Annotated in this window: 16 protein-coding genes and 1 pseudogene; 12 read left to right on the forward strand and 5 right to left on the reverse strand. The window is 70.3% G+C overall.

Annotated elements, in window-relative coordinates; all coding sequences use genetic code 11:
- Positions 1-64 precede the first annotated feature (64 nt).
- Entirely contained in the window at positions 65-1,345 is a 1,281-nt protein-coding gene (locus ACIHFB_RS27805; protein WP_365282715.1) for a S1 family peptidase, read from the reverse strand.
- Between the two features lie 173 nt (positions 1,346-1,518).
- On the opposite strand from ACIHFB_RS27805, the gene ACIHFB_RS27810 reads away from it, so the two are divergent.
- The 5 genes from ACIHFB_RS27810 (at position 1,519) to ACIHFB_RS27830 (ending at position 8,578) form a co-directional block, all read left to right on the forward strand.
- Positions 1,519-1,944, forward strand: coding sequence for a PaaI family thioesterase (locus ACIHFB_RS27810; protein WP_365282714.1), 426 nt, complete (start codon positions 1,519-1,521; stop codon positions 1,942-1,944).
- Positions 1,945-2,401: 457 nt separating this feature from the next.
- Entirely contained in the window at positions 2,402-2,617 is a 216-nt protein-coding gene (locus ACIHFB_RS27815; protein ID WP_365282713.1) for a type A2 lantipeptide, read from the forward strand.
- Between the two features lie 117 nt (positions 2,618-2,734).
- Positions 2,735-3,541: an HlyD family efflux transporter periplasmic adaptor subunit gene (locus ACIHFB_RS27820; RefSeq protein WP_365282712.1), complete on the forward strand. Its 807-nt coding sequence runs from the start codon at positions 2,735-2,737 to the stop codon at positions 3,539-3,541.
- Positions 3,538-5,760 (forward strand): NHLP family bacteriocin export ABC transporter peptidase/permease/ATPase subunit, encoded by a 2,223-nt coding sequence (locus tag ACIHFB_RS27825; RefSeq protein WP_365282711.1) that lies wholly within the window; start codon positions 3,538-3,540, stop codon positions 5,758-5,760. The genes ACIHFB_RS27820 and ACIHFB_RS27825 overlap by 4 nt, the downstream gene beginning before the upstream one ends.
- Position 5,761: 1 nt before the next feature.
- Positions 5,762-8,578: an NHLP bacteriocin export ABC transporter permease/ATPase subunit gene (locus ACIHFB_RS27830; RefSeq protein WP_400128237.1), complete on the forward strand. Its 2,817-nt coding sequence runs from the start codon at positions 5,762-5,764 to the stop codon at positions 8,576-8,578.
- An 11-nt stretch (positions 8,579-8,589) separates the two neighbouring features.
- Here ACIHFB_RS27830 and ACIHFB_RS27835 read toward each other — a convergent pair whose 3' ends face one another.
- From ACIHFB_RS27835 to ACIHFB_RS27845, 3 genes are read right to left on the reverse strand one after another with little or no spacing between them, the layout of a single operon-like run.
- Positions 8,590-9,114 carry an SRPBCC family protein gene (locus tag ACIHFB_RS27835; RefSeq protein WP_365282709.1) on the reverse strand — a complete coding sequence of 175 codons (525 nt, stop codon included), beginning with the start codon at positions 9,112-9,114 and terminating at the stop codon, positions 8,590-8,592.
- 6 nt (positions 9,115-9,120) lie between these two features.
- A complete protein-coding gene (locus tag ACIHFB_RS27840; protein ID WP_365282708.1) occupies positions 9,121-9,465 on the reverse strand; it encodes a metalloregulator ArsR/SmtB family transcription factor in 345 nt (114 codons plus the stop codon).
- 42 nt (positions 9,466-9,507) lie between these two features.
- Complete coding sequence (locus ACIHFB_RS27845) at positions 9,508-10,338, reverse strand: alpha/beta fold hydrolase (protein ID WP_400128238.1); 831 nt, start codon at positions 10,336-10,338, stop codon at positions 9,508-9,510.
- 125 nt (positions 10,339-10,463) lie between these two features.
- Between ACIHFB_RS27845 and ACIHFB_RS27850 the strand changes: the two genes are divergently transcribed.
- Together ACIHFB_RS27850 and ACIHFB_RS27855 are read left to right on the forward strand one after the other, a co-directional pair.
- A complete protein-coding gene (locus ACIHFB_RS27850; RefSeq protein ID WP_400128239.1) occupies positions 10,464-11,963 on the forward strand; it encodes an MFS transporter in 1,500 nt (499 codons plus the stop codon).
- Positions 11,964-12,212: 249 nt separating this feature from the next.
- Positions 12,213-12,626: an anti-sigma factor antagonist gene (locus ACIHFB_RS27855; RefSeq protein ID WP_365282705.1), complete on the forward strand. Its 414-nt coding sequence runs from the start codon at positions 12,213-12,215 to the stop codon at positions 12,624-12,626.
- A 134-nt stretch (positions 12,627-12,760) separates the two neighbouring features.
- Here ACIHFB_RS27855 and ACIHFB_RS27860 read toward each other — a convergent pair whose 3' ends face one another.
- Entirely contained in the window at positions 12,761-13,204 is a 444-nt protein-coding gene (locus tag ACIHFB_RS27860) for a protease inhibitor (RefSeq protein WP_365282704.1), read from the reverse strand.
- A 317-nt stretch (positions 13,205-13,521) separates the two neighbouring features.
- On the opposite strand from ACIHFB_RS27860, the gene ACIHFB_RS27865 reads away from it, so the two are divergent.
- From ACIHFB_RS27865 to ACIHFB_RS27885, 5 genes and pseudogenes are all read left to right on the forward strand, one after another.
- Positions 13,522-14,073, forward strand: a complete 552-nt coding sequence (locus ACIHFB_RS27865) for a hypothetical protein (protein ID WP_400128240.1) — start codon at positions 13,522-13,524, stop codon at positions 14,071-14,073.
- 210 nt (positions 14,074-14,283) lie between these two features.
- Positions 14,284-15,861 carry a purine-cytosine permease family protein gene (locus ACIHFB_RS27870; protein WP_400128241.1) on the forward strand — a complete coding sequence of 526 codons (1,578 nt, stop codon included), beginning with the start codon at positions 14,284-14,286 and terminating at the stop codon, positions 15,859-15,861.
- Entirely contained in the window at positions 15,858-16,553 is a 696-nt protein-coding gene (locus ACIHFB_RS27875; protein ID WP_400128242.1) for an alpha/beta fold hydrolase, read from the forward strand. Before ACIHFB_RS27870 ends, ACIHFB_RS27875 begins: the two co-directional genes overlap by 4 nt.
- A gap of 75 nt (positions 16,554-16,628) precedes the next feature.
- Positions 16,629-17,786 (forward strand): lactate 2-monooxygenase, encoded by a 1,158-nt coding sequence (locus tag ACIHFB_RS27880; RefSeq protein WP_400128243.1) that lies wholly within the window; start codon positions 16,629-16,631, stop codon positions 17,784-17,786.
- Positions 17,783-18,046: pseudogene (locus tag ACIHFB_RS27885) on the forward strand (phosphoglycerate dehydrogenase); the annotation flags it as partial. The gene ACIHFB_RS27880 and the pseudogene ACIHFB_RS27885, both read left to right, overlap by 4 nt.
- Between the last annotated feature and the right edge of the window lie 29 nt (positions 18,047-18,075).

Consider the following 18,075-nt stretch of genomic DNA (forward strand, 5'->3'; position numbering starts at 1 on the left):
CACAACAGCGGTCCGGTCCTCCCGCCGGAGGGCCGGACCGCTGAGCTCTGCGAGGCGGCTCGGGTCAGTTGTTCTGGGTCAGCCCGGACTGGTCCTCCGTGCCGGTGCCGACCTCTTCACCGGGAGAAACCTCTTCGCCGCCGACTTCCTCACCGGGGGCGACCTCGTCACCGGCACCGGCCTCTTCACCGGCGCCGGCTTCCTCGCCCGCTCCGGCCTCGTCGCCCGCGCCCGCCGCGTCGCCGAGGGTCGCACCGACCGCCTCCAGCGCGGTGGTGACCGGCTGGAAGAACGTCTCGCCGCCGACCGTGCAGTCGCCGCTGCCACCGGAGGTCAGGCCGATGGCACTGCCTTCCTGGGTGAACATCGAGCCGCCGCTGTCGCCGGGCTCGGCACAGACGTCCGTCTGGATGAGCCCGGTGACGGTGCCCTCGGGGTAGTTCACCGTGGCGTTGAGACCGGTGACGGTGCCGTCGGCGAGGCCGGTGGTGCTGCCCATCCGGAAGACTTCCTGACCGACGGCGGCTTCGGCGGCCTGGGTGATCGGGACGGTCTGGTCGCCGAGGTTGACCTCGCTCGGGGCCTCGGTCGCCGGGTCGTCGTACTTGACGAGCGCGAAGTCGCCCTCGCCGGGGAAGACGGCCTGGTCGACGGTGGCGACCGGCGCCCCGGCCTCGGAGTCCGACCACTCGGCGGCGGCGACACCGCAGTGGCCCGCGGTGAGGAAGGCGGGGCTGCCGTCGCCGGCCGTGACGTTGAAGCCGAGCGAGCAGCGTGCGCCGCCGCCGAAGATGGCGTCACCGCCCGACGCGAACGTCTTGAAGGTGCCCGCGGACTTCTTGACGGTCGCCATGTCCGCACCGAGGCCCTGGACGGTCGACTCCAGTCTGTCCCAATTGGCGCCGGTGACCGTGGAGTCGGCGGTGACCTGGATCTTGTTGGTGCGCGGGTCGACGGCCCATGCGGTGCCCGGGATGGTCGCCTCGGCCTTCAAGGTCTGGGCGCCGGACTCCAGTTCGGCCATGCTGTTCTCGACCTGGCGGACCTTCGCGCCGGCCTCCTCGGCCGCCACGATCACCTGGTTGTTGTCGCCGATCACGTTGATGATCAGCTGCTGCTCGGCGGCGTCGTAGTACGAGCCGGCGAAGGCGTCGCCGAGCAGCCCTGAGAGCTGCGAGGCGAGATCCGAGGCGTCCGCCGCCTTCAGAGTCTTGGGCGCGGCGGCGTCCGACGCGCCGTCCTGGGACGCGTTCGCGTGGGGCAGCAGAATCGCGGCCGCGCCGAGCGCCACGACGCTGCCCGCCGCTATCGCGGCCTTGCGCTTCGGAATTCGCTTGTGACTCAAACTTCTCGACCTCCTGGGGGGACGGGGTCTGCGCTGCCGGGCGGCAACTCTTGGGGCGCCTGGATGGCAGGAGGTACGCAGGGGGCGTGCGGGGCGTTCAATTCCCCTTACGGTGAGCGCCGATTCGGCCACGACCGGCGTTCGGCGGCCCGGTGCCGGGAACAATCGCCCATATGACGATGACGACCGCCGAAGCCGACAAGATCCTCGCCGACAACTTCGCCCCCTGGGTCCTGGAACTGGGCCTGTCGGTGGAAGCGGTGGGCGGTCACGACTCCGCCCACCGCGCGGTCCTGCGTCTGCCCTGGTCACAGCGGCTGGCCCGGGAGGGCGGCGCGCTGTCGGGGCAGGCGCTGATGGCCGCCGCGGACACGGCCACCGTGATCGCCGTGTCGGCGGCACGGGGCGCCTATGGGCCGATGACGACGGTGCAGCAGTCCACGTCCTTCCAGCGGGCGGTGACCGGCGCGGATGTCTTGATCGAATCGGTGGTGACCAAGCTGGGCCGCCGTATGGCGTTCGCCGACATCTCGATGACCGATGCGAGTTCGGGTGAGCTCGCCGCACACGCGACCACCGTGTATGCCCTTCTGGGCTGACACGTTCAGTATTCGATCACTGACGGTCTGTTTCGAATCACGATCGGAATCCCGGCTTCAGCGAATCTGCACATTGAATACGCAACCAAGTCACCTGAAGCGAGGGTTCTGCACAAACCCACGCCCCCCGGCACGCCTTTGCGGCCGGAGTGTCTGATTCGCCTGCAAACCCGTAAGGGGGCGGCACGCACCAATGCCGTGCCGGATGTGAAGAACTCGCCACTGTGCCGTGCGCACTCCTGCACGGATCGGGGCCTGTGTGACTCAAGTGCCCTGGTGAGGCGGTTGGTTGATTGGAAGCCCACGGTGGCCCCGTGCTTTGATCCGTTGCACCGCGGGGGCCGCGAAGGGAACCCGGAGACGGGTGCCCGGCACCTGCGGTTCGCGGCCTTCGGTCTGTCCCCAGAAGGGGGCCGCTCCCCCCTTGTGAAATATCCATACGAAGGGAAGTTCCATCATGAACTCCACCCCCCAGGTTGAGACCGTCGAGATCTCGGACGCCGAGCTGGACAACGTCTCCGGCGGCCTGTCCGTGAACGCCCTTGGCACCGTCACCGGCATCATCGACGGCATTGCTCCGGTTTCCGGCCTGGTCGACACGGTCGTCGGCACCGTCGAGGGTGTCACCGGCCTGAACACCGCGCCGGTCACCAGCCTGGTCGCCGGTCTCTGATCGCACCCTGTGCCGTAGAGTCCCGGAGCCGAGCCATGGCTCCGGGTCTTTCGGATGTCATCATCCAGCCGGCTCGTAAGAGCCGGTCCGTTGTCGTTTGCAGGTGAGGGAAGTTCCGTGCAGTTCCGCCAGCAGGCCCTCGCCAAGCTCCAGTCACCGGAAGAGCTGGACCTTCCGGTGCGTTTCGCCCGCCCGCAGGGCTGGCTCGTCCTCTCCGTGACGGTGGTCGTCATGGCGGCCGCTTCGGTGTGGGCGGTGACCGGTTCGGTGGCCTCCACGGTCAGCGCGCCCGCCATCCTCACGCACGGCCAGGGCAGCTACATCCTCCAGAGCCCGGTCGCGGGCCAGGTCACGGCGATCCTCGCCGAGGAGGGCAAGCAACTGCCCGCGAACTCGCCGGTGCTGAAGGTCCGTACGAGCCAGGGCGACACCGTCGTCCGCACGATCGCCGCGGGCCGCCTCACCGCGCTCGCCGCCACCATCGGGCAGATCATCTCCACCGGCGCGAACGTCGCCGCCGTGGAGAAGGTCGCCCACACCAAGGACCCGCTGTACGCGACGGTGTACGTCCCCGCCGAGAACGCGGCCTCCATCCCCGCGAACGCGGCCGTCGACCTGACCGTCCAGTCGGTGCCGACCCAGGAGTACGGAGTGCTGCGCGGCCATGTGAAGTCGGTGGACCGCTCGGCGCAGTCGGCGCAGCAGATCGCCTCGTTCCTCGGCGACAGCCAGCTGGGCGAGCAGTTCACCAAGGACGGCAGGCCGGTCGCCGTGCTCGTCCAGCTCGACAAGAGGAAGAGCACCAAGAGCGGCTACAAGTGGTCGTCCGCGGACGGGCCGCCGTTCACCCTCACTTCGATGACCGCGGCCGAAGGCCAGATCCGGCTGACCGATCAGCGTCCCGTCGACTGGCTGCTGCCGTGAGCGCCGCACAGGAGACCCGCAGCCGGCGCCGTGCCGCGCCGCCGAAGCGCCCGGTGCCCAAGGGCCGGGTCAAGACGGTCCGTACGCCGACCGTGCTCCAGATGGAGGCCGTCGAGTGCGGCGCCGCCTCGCTCGCGATGGTGCTCGGCCACTTCGGACGGCATGTCCCGCTGGAGGAGCTGCGCATCGCGTGCGGCGTGTCCCGGGACGGCTCGCGCGCCAGCAACCTGCTGAAGGCGGCGCGCAGTTACGGCCTGACGGCCAAGGGCATGCAGATGGACACCGCGGCGCTCGCCGGGGTGAAGGCGCCGGCGATCCTGTTCTGGGAGTTCAACCACTACGTCGTCTACGACGGCATGGGGCGCCGCTTCGGCCGCCGCGGGGTCTACATCAACGACCCCGGCAAGGGCCGCCGCTTTGTGCCGATGGAGGACTTCGACTCCAGCTTCACCGGCGTCGTCCTGGTCATGGAGCCGGGCGAGGACTTCGAGAAGGGCGGCCGCAAGCCGGGCGTCCTGGGCGCGATGCCCGCCCGGCTGCGCGGCACCGCGGGCACGATGCCCGCCGCGGTGCTGGCGAGCCTGCTGCTGGTCGTGGTCGGCGCGTCGGTGCCCGCTCTGAGCCGCACGTACATCGACATGTTCCTGATCGGGGGGCAGACCTCCCTGCTCGGGGTGCTGTTCGCGTCGATGGGGACCTGCGTCCTGCTCACGCTGGTGCTGACCTGGCTCCAGCAGGCGAACCTGCTGCGCGGCCGGATCATCTCCTCGACCCTCTCCAGCGCCCGCTTCCTGCGCCATCTGCTGCGGCTGCCGGTGACGTTCTTCTCCCAGCGCAGCCCCGCCGACCTCGTCCAGCGGCTCCAGTCCAACGACCAGGTGGCGGAGACGCTGGCCCGCGACCTCGCGGCGGCGGGCGTGGACGCGGTGGTCGTCGTGCTCTACGCGATCCTGCTCTACACCTACGATCCGCAGCTCACGGCCGTCGGCATCGGGGTGGCGCTGCTGAACGTGGTGGCGATGCGGGTCGTCATCCGGCTGCGCGCGACCCGCACGGCGAAGCTGCGCGCGGACAGCGCCCGGCTCACCAACACCGCCTACACCGGCCTTCAGCTGATCGAGACGATGAAGGCGACCGGCGGCGAGGACGGCTACTTCCGCAAGTGGGCCGGACAGCACGCCACCACGCTGGAGGAACAGCAGCGGCTCGGCGTGCCGAGCGCCTGGCTCGGCGTGGTCGCGCCCACCCTCGCGAGCCTCAACAGCGCGCTCATCCTGTGGATCGGCGGCATGCGGGCGGTGGAGGGCGGCATATCCATCGGCCTGCTGGTCGCCTTCCAGGCGCTGGTCACCCGCTTCACCGCGCCGATCACCCGCCTCAACGGCGTCGCGGGCCGCATCCAGGACTTCGCCGCCGACGTGGCCCGTCTGAAGGACGTCGAGAACTTCCAGGCCGACCCGCTCTACGCCCGCTCCGGCACCGGCGACTCGACGCGCCGTCTGCACGGTCATGTCGAGCTCCAGAACATCACCTTCGGCTACAACCCTCTCGACAAGCCCCTGCTGACCGGCTTCGACCTGACCGTCGGCCCCGGCCAGCAGGTCGCGCTGGTCGGCGGCTCGGGCAGCGGCAAATCCACGGTGTCCCGGCTGATCTCGGGCCTGTACACGCCCTGGGACGGCGTGATCCGCATCGACGGCCGGCGCCTCGACGACATCCCGCGCGGCGCGCTCGCCGCCTCCGTCTCCTTCGTCGACCAGGACGTCTTCCTCTTCGAGGGCAGCGTCCGCGACAACGTGGCGCTGTGGGACCCGTCGATCTCCGACGAGGCGGTGGTGGAGGCGCTGCGGGACGCGGCGCTGTACGACGTCGTCATGCGCCGGCCGGGCGGGATCCAGAGCCGGGTGGAACAGGACGGCCGGAACTTCTCCGGCGGGCAGCGGCAACGTCTGGAGATCGCCAGGGCGCTGGTGCGCAGGCCTAGCATTCTCGTCCTGGACGAGGTGACGAGCGCCCTGGACGCCGAGACCGAGTTGACGGTCATGGACAACCTGCGCAAGCGGGGCTGCGCCTGCGTGGTGATCGCCCACCGGCTCAGCACCGTGCGCGACAGCGACGAGATCGTCGTACTCCAGCACGGCACGATCGTGGAACGCGGGCGGCACGACGCCCTGGTCGCAGCGGGCGGCGCCTACGCCGCGCTGGTCAAGGAGCGTTGAGATGACGTCCGTTCACGAGGGCGACCTGGTCCTCGGCGCGCTCGGTTCGCTGGGCACGCCGATCGACTGCACCGGGCTCAACCGCCTCGACCTCGAAGGCCCGCAGGTGCTGTGGCTGGTCGCGTCCGGTGCCATGGACCTGTTCGCGGTCGACGCCGGGCAGCAGGGTCACTGGCACCACCTCGGCCGCCTGGAGACGGGCTCGCTGCTGCTCGGCCCGGTCCCGGGCCCCCAGCACACCCTGGTCGCCCGCCCGTCGCGCGACTGCGTGGTGCACCGCATAGGCCTGCGCGAGCTGTACCAGCCCGCGAACACCGAGACCTGGTCGTACGACGAGTACGGCAACCCCCAGTACGTCCCGCCCACGACGAGCCCGCTCGAGTACGCCCTCGCGCTCGGCGTCGGCCGCAGCCTGTCCATCCTCTTCCAGGCGCCGATGGCCGGTGACTCGGCCGCCGCGCCCACCGACGACGACGTGTTCTGGATGCAGGTGCCGCCGGGCAGCGTGCAGTACGGCTCGCTGTACGGCGCGGAGGCGGCCGCCGACCTGCTGATGGACCCGGGTGTCTGGCAGGGCATGGTCGATCAGCAGTACCGGCTCCTTGCCACGCTGGACCGCTGGATCGAACAGCTGGAACGCAGCCACGAGACCCGGACGGCGGCCGGTATCAAGGCCGGTGAGGCCGTACGCGCGGAGGCCGACCGTACGCTGCTGGCGTCCATCGGCAAGTCGTCGTCGAAGCGCGCCACGGCCGCCGACGCGGACGCCTCGTACGCGGCCTGCAAGCTGGTCGCCAAGGCCGCGGGGATCCCCCTCACGGAGCCAACCCAGGCCGGCACCGGCAGCGACCGCCTCGACCCGGTCGAGCGCGTCGCGATCGCCTCCCGTGTCCGTACCAGGGCCGTACGCCTGGACGGCCGCTGGTGGCGGGACAACGTCGGCCCGATGATCGGCCACCGGGCGCTGTCCGGAGCGCCGGTCGCGCTGCTGTGGCGGCGCGGCGGATATGTGGCGGTGCATCCGGCGACCGGCCGGGAGACCCCGATCGAGAAGGCCAACGCGGAGGAGTTCGAACCGCGCGCGGTGATGTTCTACCGTCCGCTGCCGGAGCGCAGGCTCAGTCCGCTGCGACTGCTGCGGTTCAGCATGCGGGGCACGGGCGGCGATCTGACGAACCTCATCCTCAGCGGCCTCGTCACGGTGGCCATCGGCGCGCTGGTGCCGATCGCGACCGGCAAGGTGCTCGGTGAGTTCGTGCCGAAGGCCCAGACCGGCCTGATCGTTCAGGTCTGTCTGGCCGTGATGGTCAGCAGCGTGGTGGCCGCCGCCTTCATGCTGTTGCAGAACCTGACGATCCTGCGTCTGGAGGGCCGAATAGAGGCGACCCTCCAACCGGCGGTCTGGGATCGCCTGTTGCGGCTGCCGACCAAGTTCTTCACCGAACGGTCGACGGGCGAGCTGGCCAGCGCCGCCATGGGCATCAGCTCGATTCGCCGTCTGATGGCGGGAGTCGGCCCGGTGGTCGCCCAGTCGCTGACGGTCGGCGTGATGAACCTGGCGCTGCTGTTCTGGTACAGCGTGCCGATGGCCTTCGCCGCGATCGGCATGCTGGTGGTCATCGCCGCCGTGTTCCTGGGGCTCGGGCTGTGGCAGGTGCGCTGGCAGCGCCGCCTTGTCGTACTCGGCAACAAGCTGAACAACCAGGCGTTCCAGACGCTGCGCGGCCTGCCGAAGCTGCGGGTGGCGGCGGCCGAGAACTACGCGTACGGCGCCTGGGCGTCGGAGTTCGCGCGCAGCCGCGAGCTCCAGCAGAAGGCCGGCCACATCAAGAACCTCAACGCGGTGCTGAGCGCGGTGTATCTGCCGCTGTGCACGCTGCTGATGTTCATGCTCCTTGCCGGACCGGCACGCGGCTCGATGTCGGCGGCGGCCTTCCTCACCTTCAGCACCTCGGTGACGATGCTGCTCACCTCCGTCACCCAGCTGACCGGCGCCTTCGTCTCTGCGGTGGCCGCGCTGCCGCTGTTCGAGGAGATCAGGCCGGTCCTCGACGCGACGCCCGAGGTGCGGACGGCCAGCACCCGCCCGGGGCCGCTGTCCGGGGGGATCGAGACGCGGCGGCTGTCGTTCCGGTACTCGGACGACGGCCCGCTGGTCCTGGACGATGTGTCGTTCGAAGTGCGGCCGGGCGAGTTCGTGGCGATCGTCGGCCCGAGCGGCTGCGGAAAGTCGACGCTGCTGCGGCTGCTCATCGGCTTCGACAAGCCCGTCTCGGGCAGTGTGCTGTACGACGGCCAGGACCTCGCGGCCCTCGACCAGTCCGCCGTACGCCGGCAGTGCGGTGTGGTGCTCCAGCATGCGCAGCCGTTCACCGGCTCCATCCTGGACGTCATCTGCGGCACCGAGCCCTACACGCCCGAGGAGGCGATGGCGGCGGCCGCGATGGCGGGGCTTGCCGAGGACATCCAGCGGATGCCGATGGGTCTGCACACGATCGTCGCGGGCAACGGCGCGATATCCGGCGGCCAGCGCCAGCGGCTGATGATCGCCCAGGCGCTGATCCGGCGGCCCCGCATCCTCTTCTTCGACGAGGCGACCAGCGCCCTCGACAACGAGACGCAGCGCACGGTCATCGAGAGCACCAAGGCCCTCAACGCCACCCGCATCGTCATCGCCCACCGTCTGTCGACGGTGCTGGACGCCGATCGCATCATCGTGATGGAGGACGGAAAGGTCGCCCAGCAGGGCCCGCCCGCGCAGTTGCTCGCGGACACGGGCGGGCGGCTGCACGAACTGGTGCGGCGGCAGATGGCGTAGAAGGCCCGGGCTCAGGCGCCGGGGATCGGCGCGCCGGAGGGGACTCCGGCCTCGACCCAGCTTGCGTAGACCGCCTCCCAGGGGGCGTTCGTCCCGGCGTGCGGGCCCTCGAAGTGCTCGCCCCGGGCCCTGGCGTCGAGGGCGGAGAGGCAGACGTCCCAGCCGGCGCCGTTGCGGGCGGCGGTGTTCTCGGCGAGCAGGATGTTGGTGAGCGTGAAGCGGGTGCGCTTGTCGTCCAGCGCCTCCAGGTCGAAGTGGAGTTCGTCGCCGCCCCACTCGAAGGACAGGTGCCGCGGCGCCTCGACCGCGAGCACCCGGCCCGTGGAGTCCTCCATGCCCGGGTCACCGCTGAACTTGATCGCGCCCCCGGGGCGCAGTTCGATCTCGGCGCGGGACGGGAACCAGTGGACGAGTTCGTCGGCGTCGGTCACGAACTGCCAGACGCGCTCGACGGGATGGTCGTAGGTACGGGTGAAGCGGACGGCCGGGCGGCCGTCGTCGAGGGTCAGATAGGTGCCGGTGCGTTCGACGGACATGGTGGATCAGTCCTTTGGAGAGGGGTCCTCGGTGGGGTCGTCCGACGTCTCGTCCAGGCGGCGGCCCAGGGCGTCCAGGCTGCGGTTCCAGAGCCTGCGGTACGGGGCCAGCCAGGCGTCGAGTTCCTCGATCGGCGCCGGGTCGAGGGCGTAGACGCGACGCTGCGCGTCCTGTCGTACCCGCACCAGACCGGCATCACGCAGCACCCGCAGATGCTTCGAGGTGCTCGGCTGGCTCAGACCGCATGCCTCCACGATCTCCCCGACGGGCCGCGGCCGCTCCAGGAGCAGCGCGACGATGGCCCGCCGGTGGGGGTCGGCGAGGGCGGTCCAGAGGGCGGCGTCGGACATGAGTACAATATGCCTCGGCGGTTATATTCCCGTCAAGGAATACTAGGACCACTCCGCGGGCACCCGACCCTCCCGGCAACTGAGCTGCGTCGCCAGCACCCGAAGGGCGGCGGCGAAGACGGCCGGGTTCCGCAGGAACTCCATATGGATGCCGGGGAACTCCGCCCAGGGCGCACCGATCCGGCAGGCGATCTCGATGGACGGCAGGGCGTAGTACGTACCGCGGTCCTCGGCGCCGGCCCCGAGCACGACCGGGAAGGGCACCGCCCTCAGCGCGGCCTCGTCGGGACGGAAGGCGGCGAAACCGGGCCACTCCGCGCCGAAGAGGTGGTCCTGGTTCCCGAGGAACCGCTTCCACAGATCGCCGGGCCAGCGGTACGTCCCCTCCCCGCGCGTCGTCTCCGCGAACCGGCGCCCCGCGGCCGGGGCACCGCCCTCCGCGTACAGCGCGGTCATGTCGACGAAGAAGGCGCGGGCCGGGTCGCCGTCGGGCAGGACGTTCACCGCGGGCGGCTCGTGCGCGATCAGGCCCGCCATCACATCCGGGTGCAGCGCGGCCAGCGTGAGGCCGATGATCGCGCCACCGCTGTTGCCGAACACCAGCGCCCGGCCGCCCGCCGGACCCTCGATCAGCGCGCGGGCGTCGGACGCCTGCTGAGCGAGGTCCATCGGGTCGGCGGACCGACCCGTGCTGCGGGAGTTGCCTCGCCGGTCATAGGTGATCACGGTGAAGGCGTCCGCGAGCGCCCGGGCCACGTCCGTGTAGTAACCGGCGTCCCCTCCGGCCCCGCTGATCATCAGCAGCGCCGGCCCCCTCCCCCGCACCTCGTAGTACAACTCGGCCCCGTCGACCTCGAGCACGTCGTTACCCACGCCACATCCTCTCCCCTCAGCGAAACGTTGCCGTTTCGCTGGAACTGTTCTAGCCTCGATGTGTACGAAACCGTTTCGTTTACGGTGTCTTGACCTTCGAGCGACTTCCCTGGAGTGGTTCCCCGATGTCCCAGAAGACTTTGGCCGAAGGCGCCCGCACGGGTGCCGGAGCGCCGACCGAGGCCTCCCCCAAGCGGTGGTGGATCCTCGCGATCATCGCGCTCGCACAGTTGATGGTTGTTCTCGACGCCACGATCGTGAACATCGCCCTGCCGTCGGCCCAGGCCGACCTCGGCTTCTCCGACGGCAACCGGCAGTGGATCGTGACCGCGTATGCGCTCGCGTTCGCCTCCCTGCTGCTGCTCGGCGGACGGATCGCCGACCTGTTCGGCCGCAAGCCCGCCTTCCTCGTCGGGGTCGTCGGCTTCGGCGCCGTGTCCGCGCTGGGCGGCGCCGCGACCAGCTTCGAGATGCTGGTCGTCGCCCGCGCCCTCCAGGGTGTCTTCGGCGCCCTGCTCGCGCCCGCCGCGCTCTCCCTCCTCAACACGACGTTCACCGATGCCCGGGAGCGCGCCAAGGCGTTCAGCGTGTACGGCGCCATCGCGGGCGCCGGCGGTGCGGTGGGCCTGCTGCTCGGCGGCATACTCACCGACGCCTTCGACTGGCGCTGGACCCTCTACGTCAACGTGGTCATCGCCGTCGCCGCCTTCGTCGGTGGCTGGATGCTCCTGAGCAACCACCGCGACGCCGTGAACTCCAAGCTGGACGTGCCGGGCACGATCCTGGTCGCCGGTGGTCTGTTCGGCCTGGTCTTCGGCTTCTCGAACGCCGAGACGCACGACTGGTCCTCGCCGATGACGTGGGGCTTCCTGATCGCCGGCGGTGTGCTGCTGGCGGCCTTCGCCTGGTGGCAGACCCGTACGTCGCACCCGCTGCTGCCGCTGCGCATCCTGCTCGACCGCGACCGCGGGGCGTCGTTCCTGGCCGTGCTGGTCTCCGGCGCCGGCATGTTCGGTGTGTTCCTGTTCCTCACCTACTACCTCCAGCTGAACCTGGGCTTCAGCCCGACGAAGACCGGCGTGGCCTTCCTGCCGATGGTCGGAGCGCTGATGATCGCGGCTCAGCTCGGCACCACGAGGCTGGTGCCGCGGCTCGGCCCCAAGGCCGTGATCCCGCTGGGCTTCGCGATCGCCACGGGCGGCATGGCCTGGCTGACCGGGATCGGGCTCGGCTCGGACTACATGAGCGCGGTGCTGCCCCAGCTGATCGTCATCGGCCTGGGACTGGGCCTCGTGATGCCGCCGGCCATGCAGATGGCGACCGGAGGGGTCGCGGCCGAGGACGCGGGCGTGGCCTCCGCCACCGTCAACGCCATGCAGCAGGTGGGCGGTTCGATCGGTACGGCGCTGCTCAACACGCTCGCCGCGAGCGCCGCGACCAGCTACCTCGTCGGCCGGGACGCCACGAACAAGCTGGTGCAGGCACAGGCCACGATCGAGAGCTACACCACCGCCTTCTGGTGGTCGGCGGGCCTCTTCGCGGCGGGCACCGTGATCGCGTTCCTGCTCTACCGCCGCGGCGTGCCGCAGCAGGACCCGGACGCCGCACCGGTCGTCCACATGTGATCCGTGCCGCCTCTTGACCGCATGACCGAGGGGCCGTCGTCTGCAGGGAGACAGCGGCCCCTCCTGCCCCTCGACGACCCTGTCGCGGTGAGTGACACGAAGGCCCCAGCCCCGAAAGTCAACTCCTCGCGCCGGGAATTCACCACGTCGAGTGAACCAGTGCTTGCGGACGCTCACTCCAGGGGTGGTCGAGCGTCCCTATGGGTAGATCCCGAGATCGAACGCGCCCTCTGGCGAGGTGGAGCGGACATGACGCCCGAAACCGACGACCGTGCTCACGAACCGGTCGAGGGCACGACCGTGGGCTCCTCCACGTCCGCCGGACCAGCTCCGAACACCCATGCCCGCACCCGGACTCACGGTCGGTTCACCGTGGTCGAGGTGACCGGTGACATCGACCTGGCGACCGCCGCATTCCTCACGGAGCATCTCGATCCCGCGACCGCCGGCCCGGAGCCGGACGTGCTGGCCGACCTGCGGCGCGTGGACTTCCTCGACTGCTCCGGTCTGCGCGTGCTGTGCCGGGCAGAGGCCCGGGCAGCGGCGCGCGACGGCCGGCTGCGGATCGTCACCGGCGATCCCCGACTGCGCCGACTGCTGCGCGCAGCGGGGCTGCTGGACCGGTTTCCTCCGCTGCCCGGCATCCCGGGGGACGGTGAGTGACATGAAGGGCCGGCGGACGGCCCCACTCCGTCCGCCGGCCTATTGCGAGATCGCAGGAGACCTCGTCACAGGGCTCGCACTCCCCAGCTACGCGCCACTGTCGTTGCTCACGAGGACCGTGCGATCCCGGTCCTTCAGAACGTGAAGACGCTGGTCCCGTAGGAGTTCTTCACGCACTCGTTGGAGAACGTGCGCTCGTAGGAGACACGCTTGCCCTGCCAGACACCGTCGACGGTGACGAGCACCGGGTCGTACTGCTTGGTGCACAGCACGCCGGCTCTGGTGGTCAGGGCGTCGAAGTCCCCGCCGGCGCCGCGCAGTTCGGCGCAGGCCCAGGCAGCCACCGGATGGGTGCCGGAGGCCGTTGGCGCGCAGGTCAGGGTGACCGCGCGTTCCGGGGTGACGGTGGCGGCGCTTTCGCCGTGGCCGGTGGTGAGCACCAGAGCCGAGGGGGCGTAGAGCGCGGCGGGGGCGGCGGGGGCGGTGGCCGGGGTGGCGAGCGCGGCCCCGGTGAGGGGTCCGCAGACGGCGGTGACCGTGAGACCCAGGGTTGCTGCCCAGCGCGCGGTGTTCCGCATTGTGTGCATCCTTCCGCTCGAAATTGAGGGTGTGCCTCAGCCGGCTCGATCGGTGCCGGATCGGCGAGCGCGAGTCTGCCGAGTCCACCGCCGGAGGTCACATCGACCCCATGGGTTTCAGTAACCTTGCGTGTTGAATCAGTGGCGTGAAGTCACGGAATTCGAACGTTCCAAGCCCATAACCAAGCCACTCTTGATCACCGAAAGCGCTTGAGTGGCCGGTTTGCCCGTGCTCGTTAATCGTCCTGAAACATTCCGGTTCAGCCCTGGGCGCACCCCCCCTTGCCTTCACTCGATTAGCGAGTAATGGTGATTACATGGTTACAACAGAGCAACAGGAGAAGCTTCGCGGCTGGTTCGCCGGCCGACTGTCCGACGATCTCTTCGAGGAACTGGTCGAGGTGAGGGTGGACCGCGAGGAGATCACCGTCATCGGCCGCATCCCCGAGCCGCGCTTGGCCAAGGACGCCCCGGCGGCCGAGCGTGAGGCGGCCCTGCAGGGTCGGATCGAGGAGTTCCGGGAACGCACGCGCGAGGCCCGGATCGAGGTGGCCCGCGAGGCCGAGCACCGGTTCCGCCGGAAGGTGTCCTGGGGAGTGGAGTGCGGCGGCGAGCGCGCCCTGTTCACTCATGTGGCCGCGCCCGTGATGACGCGGCTGCGCCAGCCCGAGCGTCAGGTCCTGGACACGCTCATCGCCGGCGGGGTCGCCCGCAGCCGCAGCGACGCCCTCGCCTGGTGTGTACGCCTGGTGCAGCGGCACGCCGACGGCTGGCTCACCGAACTCAGGGACTCCCTGGAACACGTCCAGCGGGTGCGCGCCCAGGGACCGGACGCAGAGCCCGAGGACACTCCCAAGGACGACGAGTAGGCGGGTGATGGAGAGTTCATCCACTCCCGGCCGGAAAGGTGGATGAATCGTCCTCTGGTGTGCGTCCCGTACCCGGCCGTACCGTCGGCAGACCCCCGAGAGGACGGCACCCGTTCCCGCCGCACACCCCAGCGACAGCGACCGCCCGTCCCTTCCCCGACGCCGCCGCGCCACCCCGCGCTCCACCGCCGTGCCCTCGCTGGAGCCCCCTTGTCCCCGCAGCCCGCCCCCTCCCCGACGCCGCCCCCGTCTCTGACCGAGGTCGAGACCCATGGCATCGACCGCATCCCCGACGCGGACCGCACCGCGACCCCGCTCGATCTGTTCCGCCTCGCCTTCGGCGGCGCCAACACCTTCTCCACCTGCGTCCTCGGCGCGTTCCCGATCCTGTTCGGCCTGTCCTTCTGGCAGGGGCTCGCGGCCACGCTCCTCGGGGTCGTCGTCGGTGCCCTGATCCTGTGCCCGATGGCCGTGTTCGGCCCGGTGAACGGCACGAACAACGCGGTCTCGTCATCGGCACACCTGGGTGTGCACGGGCGGGTGGTCGGCTCGTTCCTGTCCCTGCTCACCGCCATCGCCTTCTTCTCCATCTCCGTGTGGAGCTCCGGCGACGCCCTGGTAGGCGGCGCGCACCGCCTGTTCGGCCTGGACCGCTCCACTCCGTCGTACGTCGTCGCGTACGCGCTGTTCGCGGTACTGGTCCTCGCGGTCTGTGTGTACGGCTTCCGGTTCATGCTGTTCGTCAACAAGGTCGCGGTGACCTCGGCGACCGCGCTGTTCCTGGTCGGCGCTTTCGCGTTCGCCGGCGACTTCGACCCGTCGTACGCCGGTGTCTTCACGGACTCCGCGGACGCGGCGACGCAGTCCCTGTTCTGGCCGTCGTTCATCGGCGCGACCCTGATCGTGCTGTCCAATCCGGTGTCGTTCGGAGCGTTCCTGGGCGACTGGTCGCGCTACATCCCCGCGAGCACCCCGCGCCGCAGGGTGATCGGCGCGGCCTTCCTGTCGCAGATCGCGACGCTGCTCCCCTTCCTCTTCGGCCTGGCGACCGCGAGCATCATCGCGACGAAGGCACCGGACTACGTCGATCCGGCCGCCCCCGACTTCGTGGGCGGGCTGCTGGCGATCTCACCGGGCTGGTTCTTCCTGCCGGTGTGTCTGCTGGCGCTGATCGGCGGCATGTCGACGGGCACGACCGCGCTGTACGGCACCGGGCTGGACTTCTCCTCCGTCTTCCCGCGGCTGTCCCGGGTGCAGGCGACGCTGCTGGTCGGCGCGGCGTCGATCGCCTTCATCTTCATCGGACGGTTCGGCCTCGACCTGGTGCAGTCGATCTCGACCTTCGCCACCATGATCATCACCTGCACCACGCCGTGGATGGTCGTGATGATGCTGGGCTTCTACACCCGGCGCGGCTGGTACGACCCGGACGCCCTCCAGGTCTTCAACAGGCGTCAGCGCGGCGGCCGTTACTGGTTCGCGCACGGCTGGAACTGGCGGGGCATGACCGCATGGTGGGTGGCCGCGCTGATCGGCGTGCTCTTCACCAACATCCCCGGCCAGTTCGTCGGCCCGCTGGGCGATCTGGCGAACGGCGTCGACATCGGTCTGCCGCTGGCGCTGATCGTGGCCGCGGTGCTCTTCCTGACACTGCTCAGGCTGTTCCCGGAACCGCGCGCCGCGTACGGGCCGGAGGGTGCACGGCTGGCCCGGACGGTCGAGGTGCCGGTGCCGCCGATCACGGGGCCGGGGGCGTTGTCAGTGCCCTCGACTACGTTGCACTCATGACTGAATTCATTCTGGTGGCAGGCGCGAAGCTGGGTGCATGGGCATGGGACGAGGTGGTGCCCGAGTTGCGGGCGGCCGGGCACGAGGTGCACGCGCTGACCCTGTCCGGACTCGCGGAGAAGCGGGGCACGCCGGCCGGGCAGCAGACCCATGTCCAGGACATCGTCGAGGCGGTGGAGCGTCTCGACGTACGGGACGTGGTGCTGGTCGGGCACAGCTACTCGGGCATACCGGTCGGACAGGCCGCCCAGCGGATCGGTGACCGGCTGAGGCGGGTGGTGTACGTCGACGCGAGCGTCCCGGCCGACGGAAAGTCGTTCCTGTGGGGGTGGCCGAGCGACGGGGTGCGGGCGGCCATCGAGGCGAACGACGGCTTCTGGGCGCCCTTTGAGGCCGAGGATCTGGCGGAACAGGACCTCACCGACGAGCAGATCGCCCGGTTGGTGCGCGACTCCACGCCCCACCCCGGCGCCTCGCTCACCGAGCCGGCCGTCCTGACCCACTCGCTCGCCGAGATGCCGACGACCTACGTCAAGTGCCTGCTGGACTGGCCCGAGCCGGGCGACGATGTCGCCGAACTCCTCAAGAGCGACCGCTGGGAGCTGGTCACCATGAACACCGGCCACTGGCCCATGCTCTCCCAGCCGCGCGAACTCGCCCGCATCCTGGACGAGTCGGCGGACCGCCCCTGATCGCCCCGTCCTGCCTACCGGTCGGTATGGTCTGCGTACTGCGCGTTCTCAGCGACGAGAGGCGGGATGTAGGCGATGGCCAAGCACTGGGCGGACTTCCAGTACGAGATCTATCTCAACGCCGTGCCCCGGCTGCCCACGGATCTGACCCGACTGGAAGAACTCACCGAGCAACGGCTCGGCCCCGGCCCCGTCGGCTACGTGGCGGGCAGTGCCGGCAACGGAAGCACGGCCCGCGCCAACCGGGCCGCCCTTGACCGCCGCCGGATCGTGCCGCGCATGCTGCGGGACGTGCACGAGCGGGATCTGTCGGTCGAGGTGCTGGGTCGCGCCCTGCCCGCCCCGCTGGCGCTGGCCCCGGTCGGCGTGCTGTCGATCATGCACCCGGATGCGGAGCCGGCCGCCGCCCGTGCCGCCGCCGCGCAGGGTGTGCCGTACATCCTGTCGTCCGCGTCGAGTACACCGATCGAGCAGGTCGCAGAGGCGATGGGCGACGCCGAGCGCTGGTTCCAGCTGTACTGGGCCAAGGATCGCGAGGTGACCCGGAGCTTCCTGAACCGGGCGAAGGCGACCGGGTACTCGGTGCTGGTCGTCACGCTGGACACACCGATCCTGGCGTGGCGGCCGCGCGACCTCGACCAGGCGTATCTGCCGTTCCTGCACGGTGTGGGCACCGCCAACCACTTCTCGGATCCGGCGTTCCGGGCGGGCCTGGCCAAGCCGGTGCACGAGGATCCGAACGCGGCGGTGATGCACTTCGTCGGCATGTTCGCGGACCCGAGCAAGACGTGGCCGGACCTGGCGTTCCTGCGGGAGCACTGGGACGGCCCGATCGTCCTCAAGGGCATCCTGCACCCCGACGACGCCCGGCTCGCCGCCGACGCCGGGATGGACGGCGTCGTGGTGTCCAACCACGGCGGCCGCCAGGTGGCAGGTTCCGTCGCCGCGGCCGATGCGCTGCCCGGAGTGGTCGAAGCGGTCGGCGACCGGCTGACCGTCCTGTTCGACAGCGGGGTGCGCACCGGCGACGACATCTTCAAGGCGCTCGCGCTCGGCGCTCGAGCGGTGCTCCTCGGACGGCCGTACGCGTACGGGCTCGGCCTCGACGGACAGGCGGGCGTCGAGCACGTGATCCGCTCTCTGCTCGCCGAGTTCGACCTCACCCTCGCCCTGTCCGGACACGCCACGCCTGCCACGGTGGGACGCGCCGACCTCATCGAGAACCCCGTATGACCGGCACCCAGAAGAACGTCCTCGCTGTCGTCCCACCCCACGTCGGCAGCCGCGCCGCAGGTGCCGGCCTCGCCACCGTGTTTCCCGGCGAGGCCCACGTCACCGTCGTCGAGACCACCGGCGAGGACCCGGCCGCCCTGCGCGCGGCGCATGTCATCGTCACAGCGCTCGCCCCGGTGACGGACGAACACATCGCCGCCGTACCGGAATTGGAGCTGGTGCAGTGCGCCGGCCATGGCTTCGACCACGTCGACGCGGCGGCCGCCCGCTCCCGCTCCGTCGCCGTGTG

This window comes from Streptomyces sp. NPDC051963 (assembly GCF_044593495.1).
Taxonomy (GTDB): domain Bacteria; phylum Actinomycetota; class Actinomycetes; order Streptomycetales; family Streptomycetaceae; genus Streptomyces.

Coding starts and splice junctions, on each gene's coding strand:
- ACIHFB_RS27810 (WP_365282714.1), top strand. CDS start 1,519: ATGACGATGACGACCGCCGAAGCCGACAAGATCCTCGCCGACAACTTC.
- ACIHFB_RS27815 (WP_365282713.1), top strand. CDS start 2,402: ATGAACTCCACCCCCCAGGTTGAGACCGTCGAGATCTCGGACGCCGAG.
- ACIHFB_RS27830 (WP_400128237.1), top strand. CDS start 5,762: ATGACGTCCGTTCACGAGGGCGACCTGGTCCTCGGCGCGCTCGGTTCG.
- ACIHFB_RS27835 (WP_365282709.1), bottom strand. CDS start 9,114: ATGTCCGTCGAACGCACCGGCACCTATCTGACCCTCGACGACGGCCGC.
- ACIHFB_RS27840 (WP_365282708.1), bottom strand. CDS start 9,465: ATGTCCGACGCCGCCCTCTGGACCGCCCTCGCCGACCCCCACCGGCGG.
- ACIHFB_RS27850 (WP_400128239.1), top strand. CDS start 10,464: ATGTCCCAGAAGACTTTGGCCGAAGGCGCCCGCACGGGTGCCGGAGCG.
- ACIHFB_RS27855 (WP_365282705.1), top strand. CDS start 12,213: ATGACGCCCGAAACCGACGACCGTGCTCACGAACCGGTCGAGGGCACG.
- ACIHFB_RS27860 (WP_365282704.1), bottom strand. CDS start 13,204: ATGCGGAACACCGCGCGCTGGGCAGCAACCCTGGGTCTCACGGTCACC.
- ACIHFB_RS27865 (WP_400128240.1), top strand. CDS start 13,522: ATGGTTACAACAGAGCAACAGGAGAAGCTTCGCGGCTGGTTCGCCGGC.
- ACIHFB_RS27875 (WP_400128242.1), top strand. CDS start 15,858: ATGACTGAATTCATTCTGGTGGCAGGCGCGAAGCTGGGTGCATGGGCA.
- ACIHFB_RS27880 (WP_400128243.1), top strand. CDS start 16,629: ATGGCCAAGCACTGGGCGGACTTCCAGTACGAGATCTATCTCAACGCC.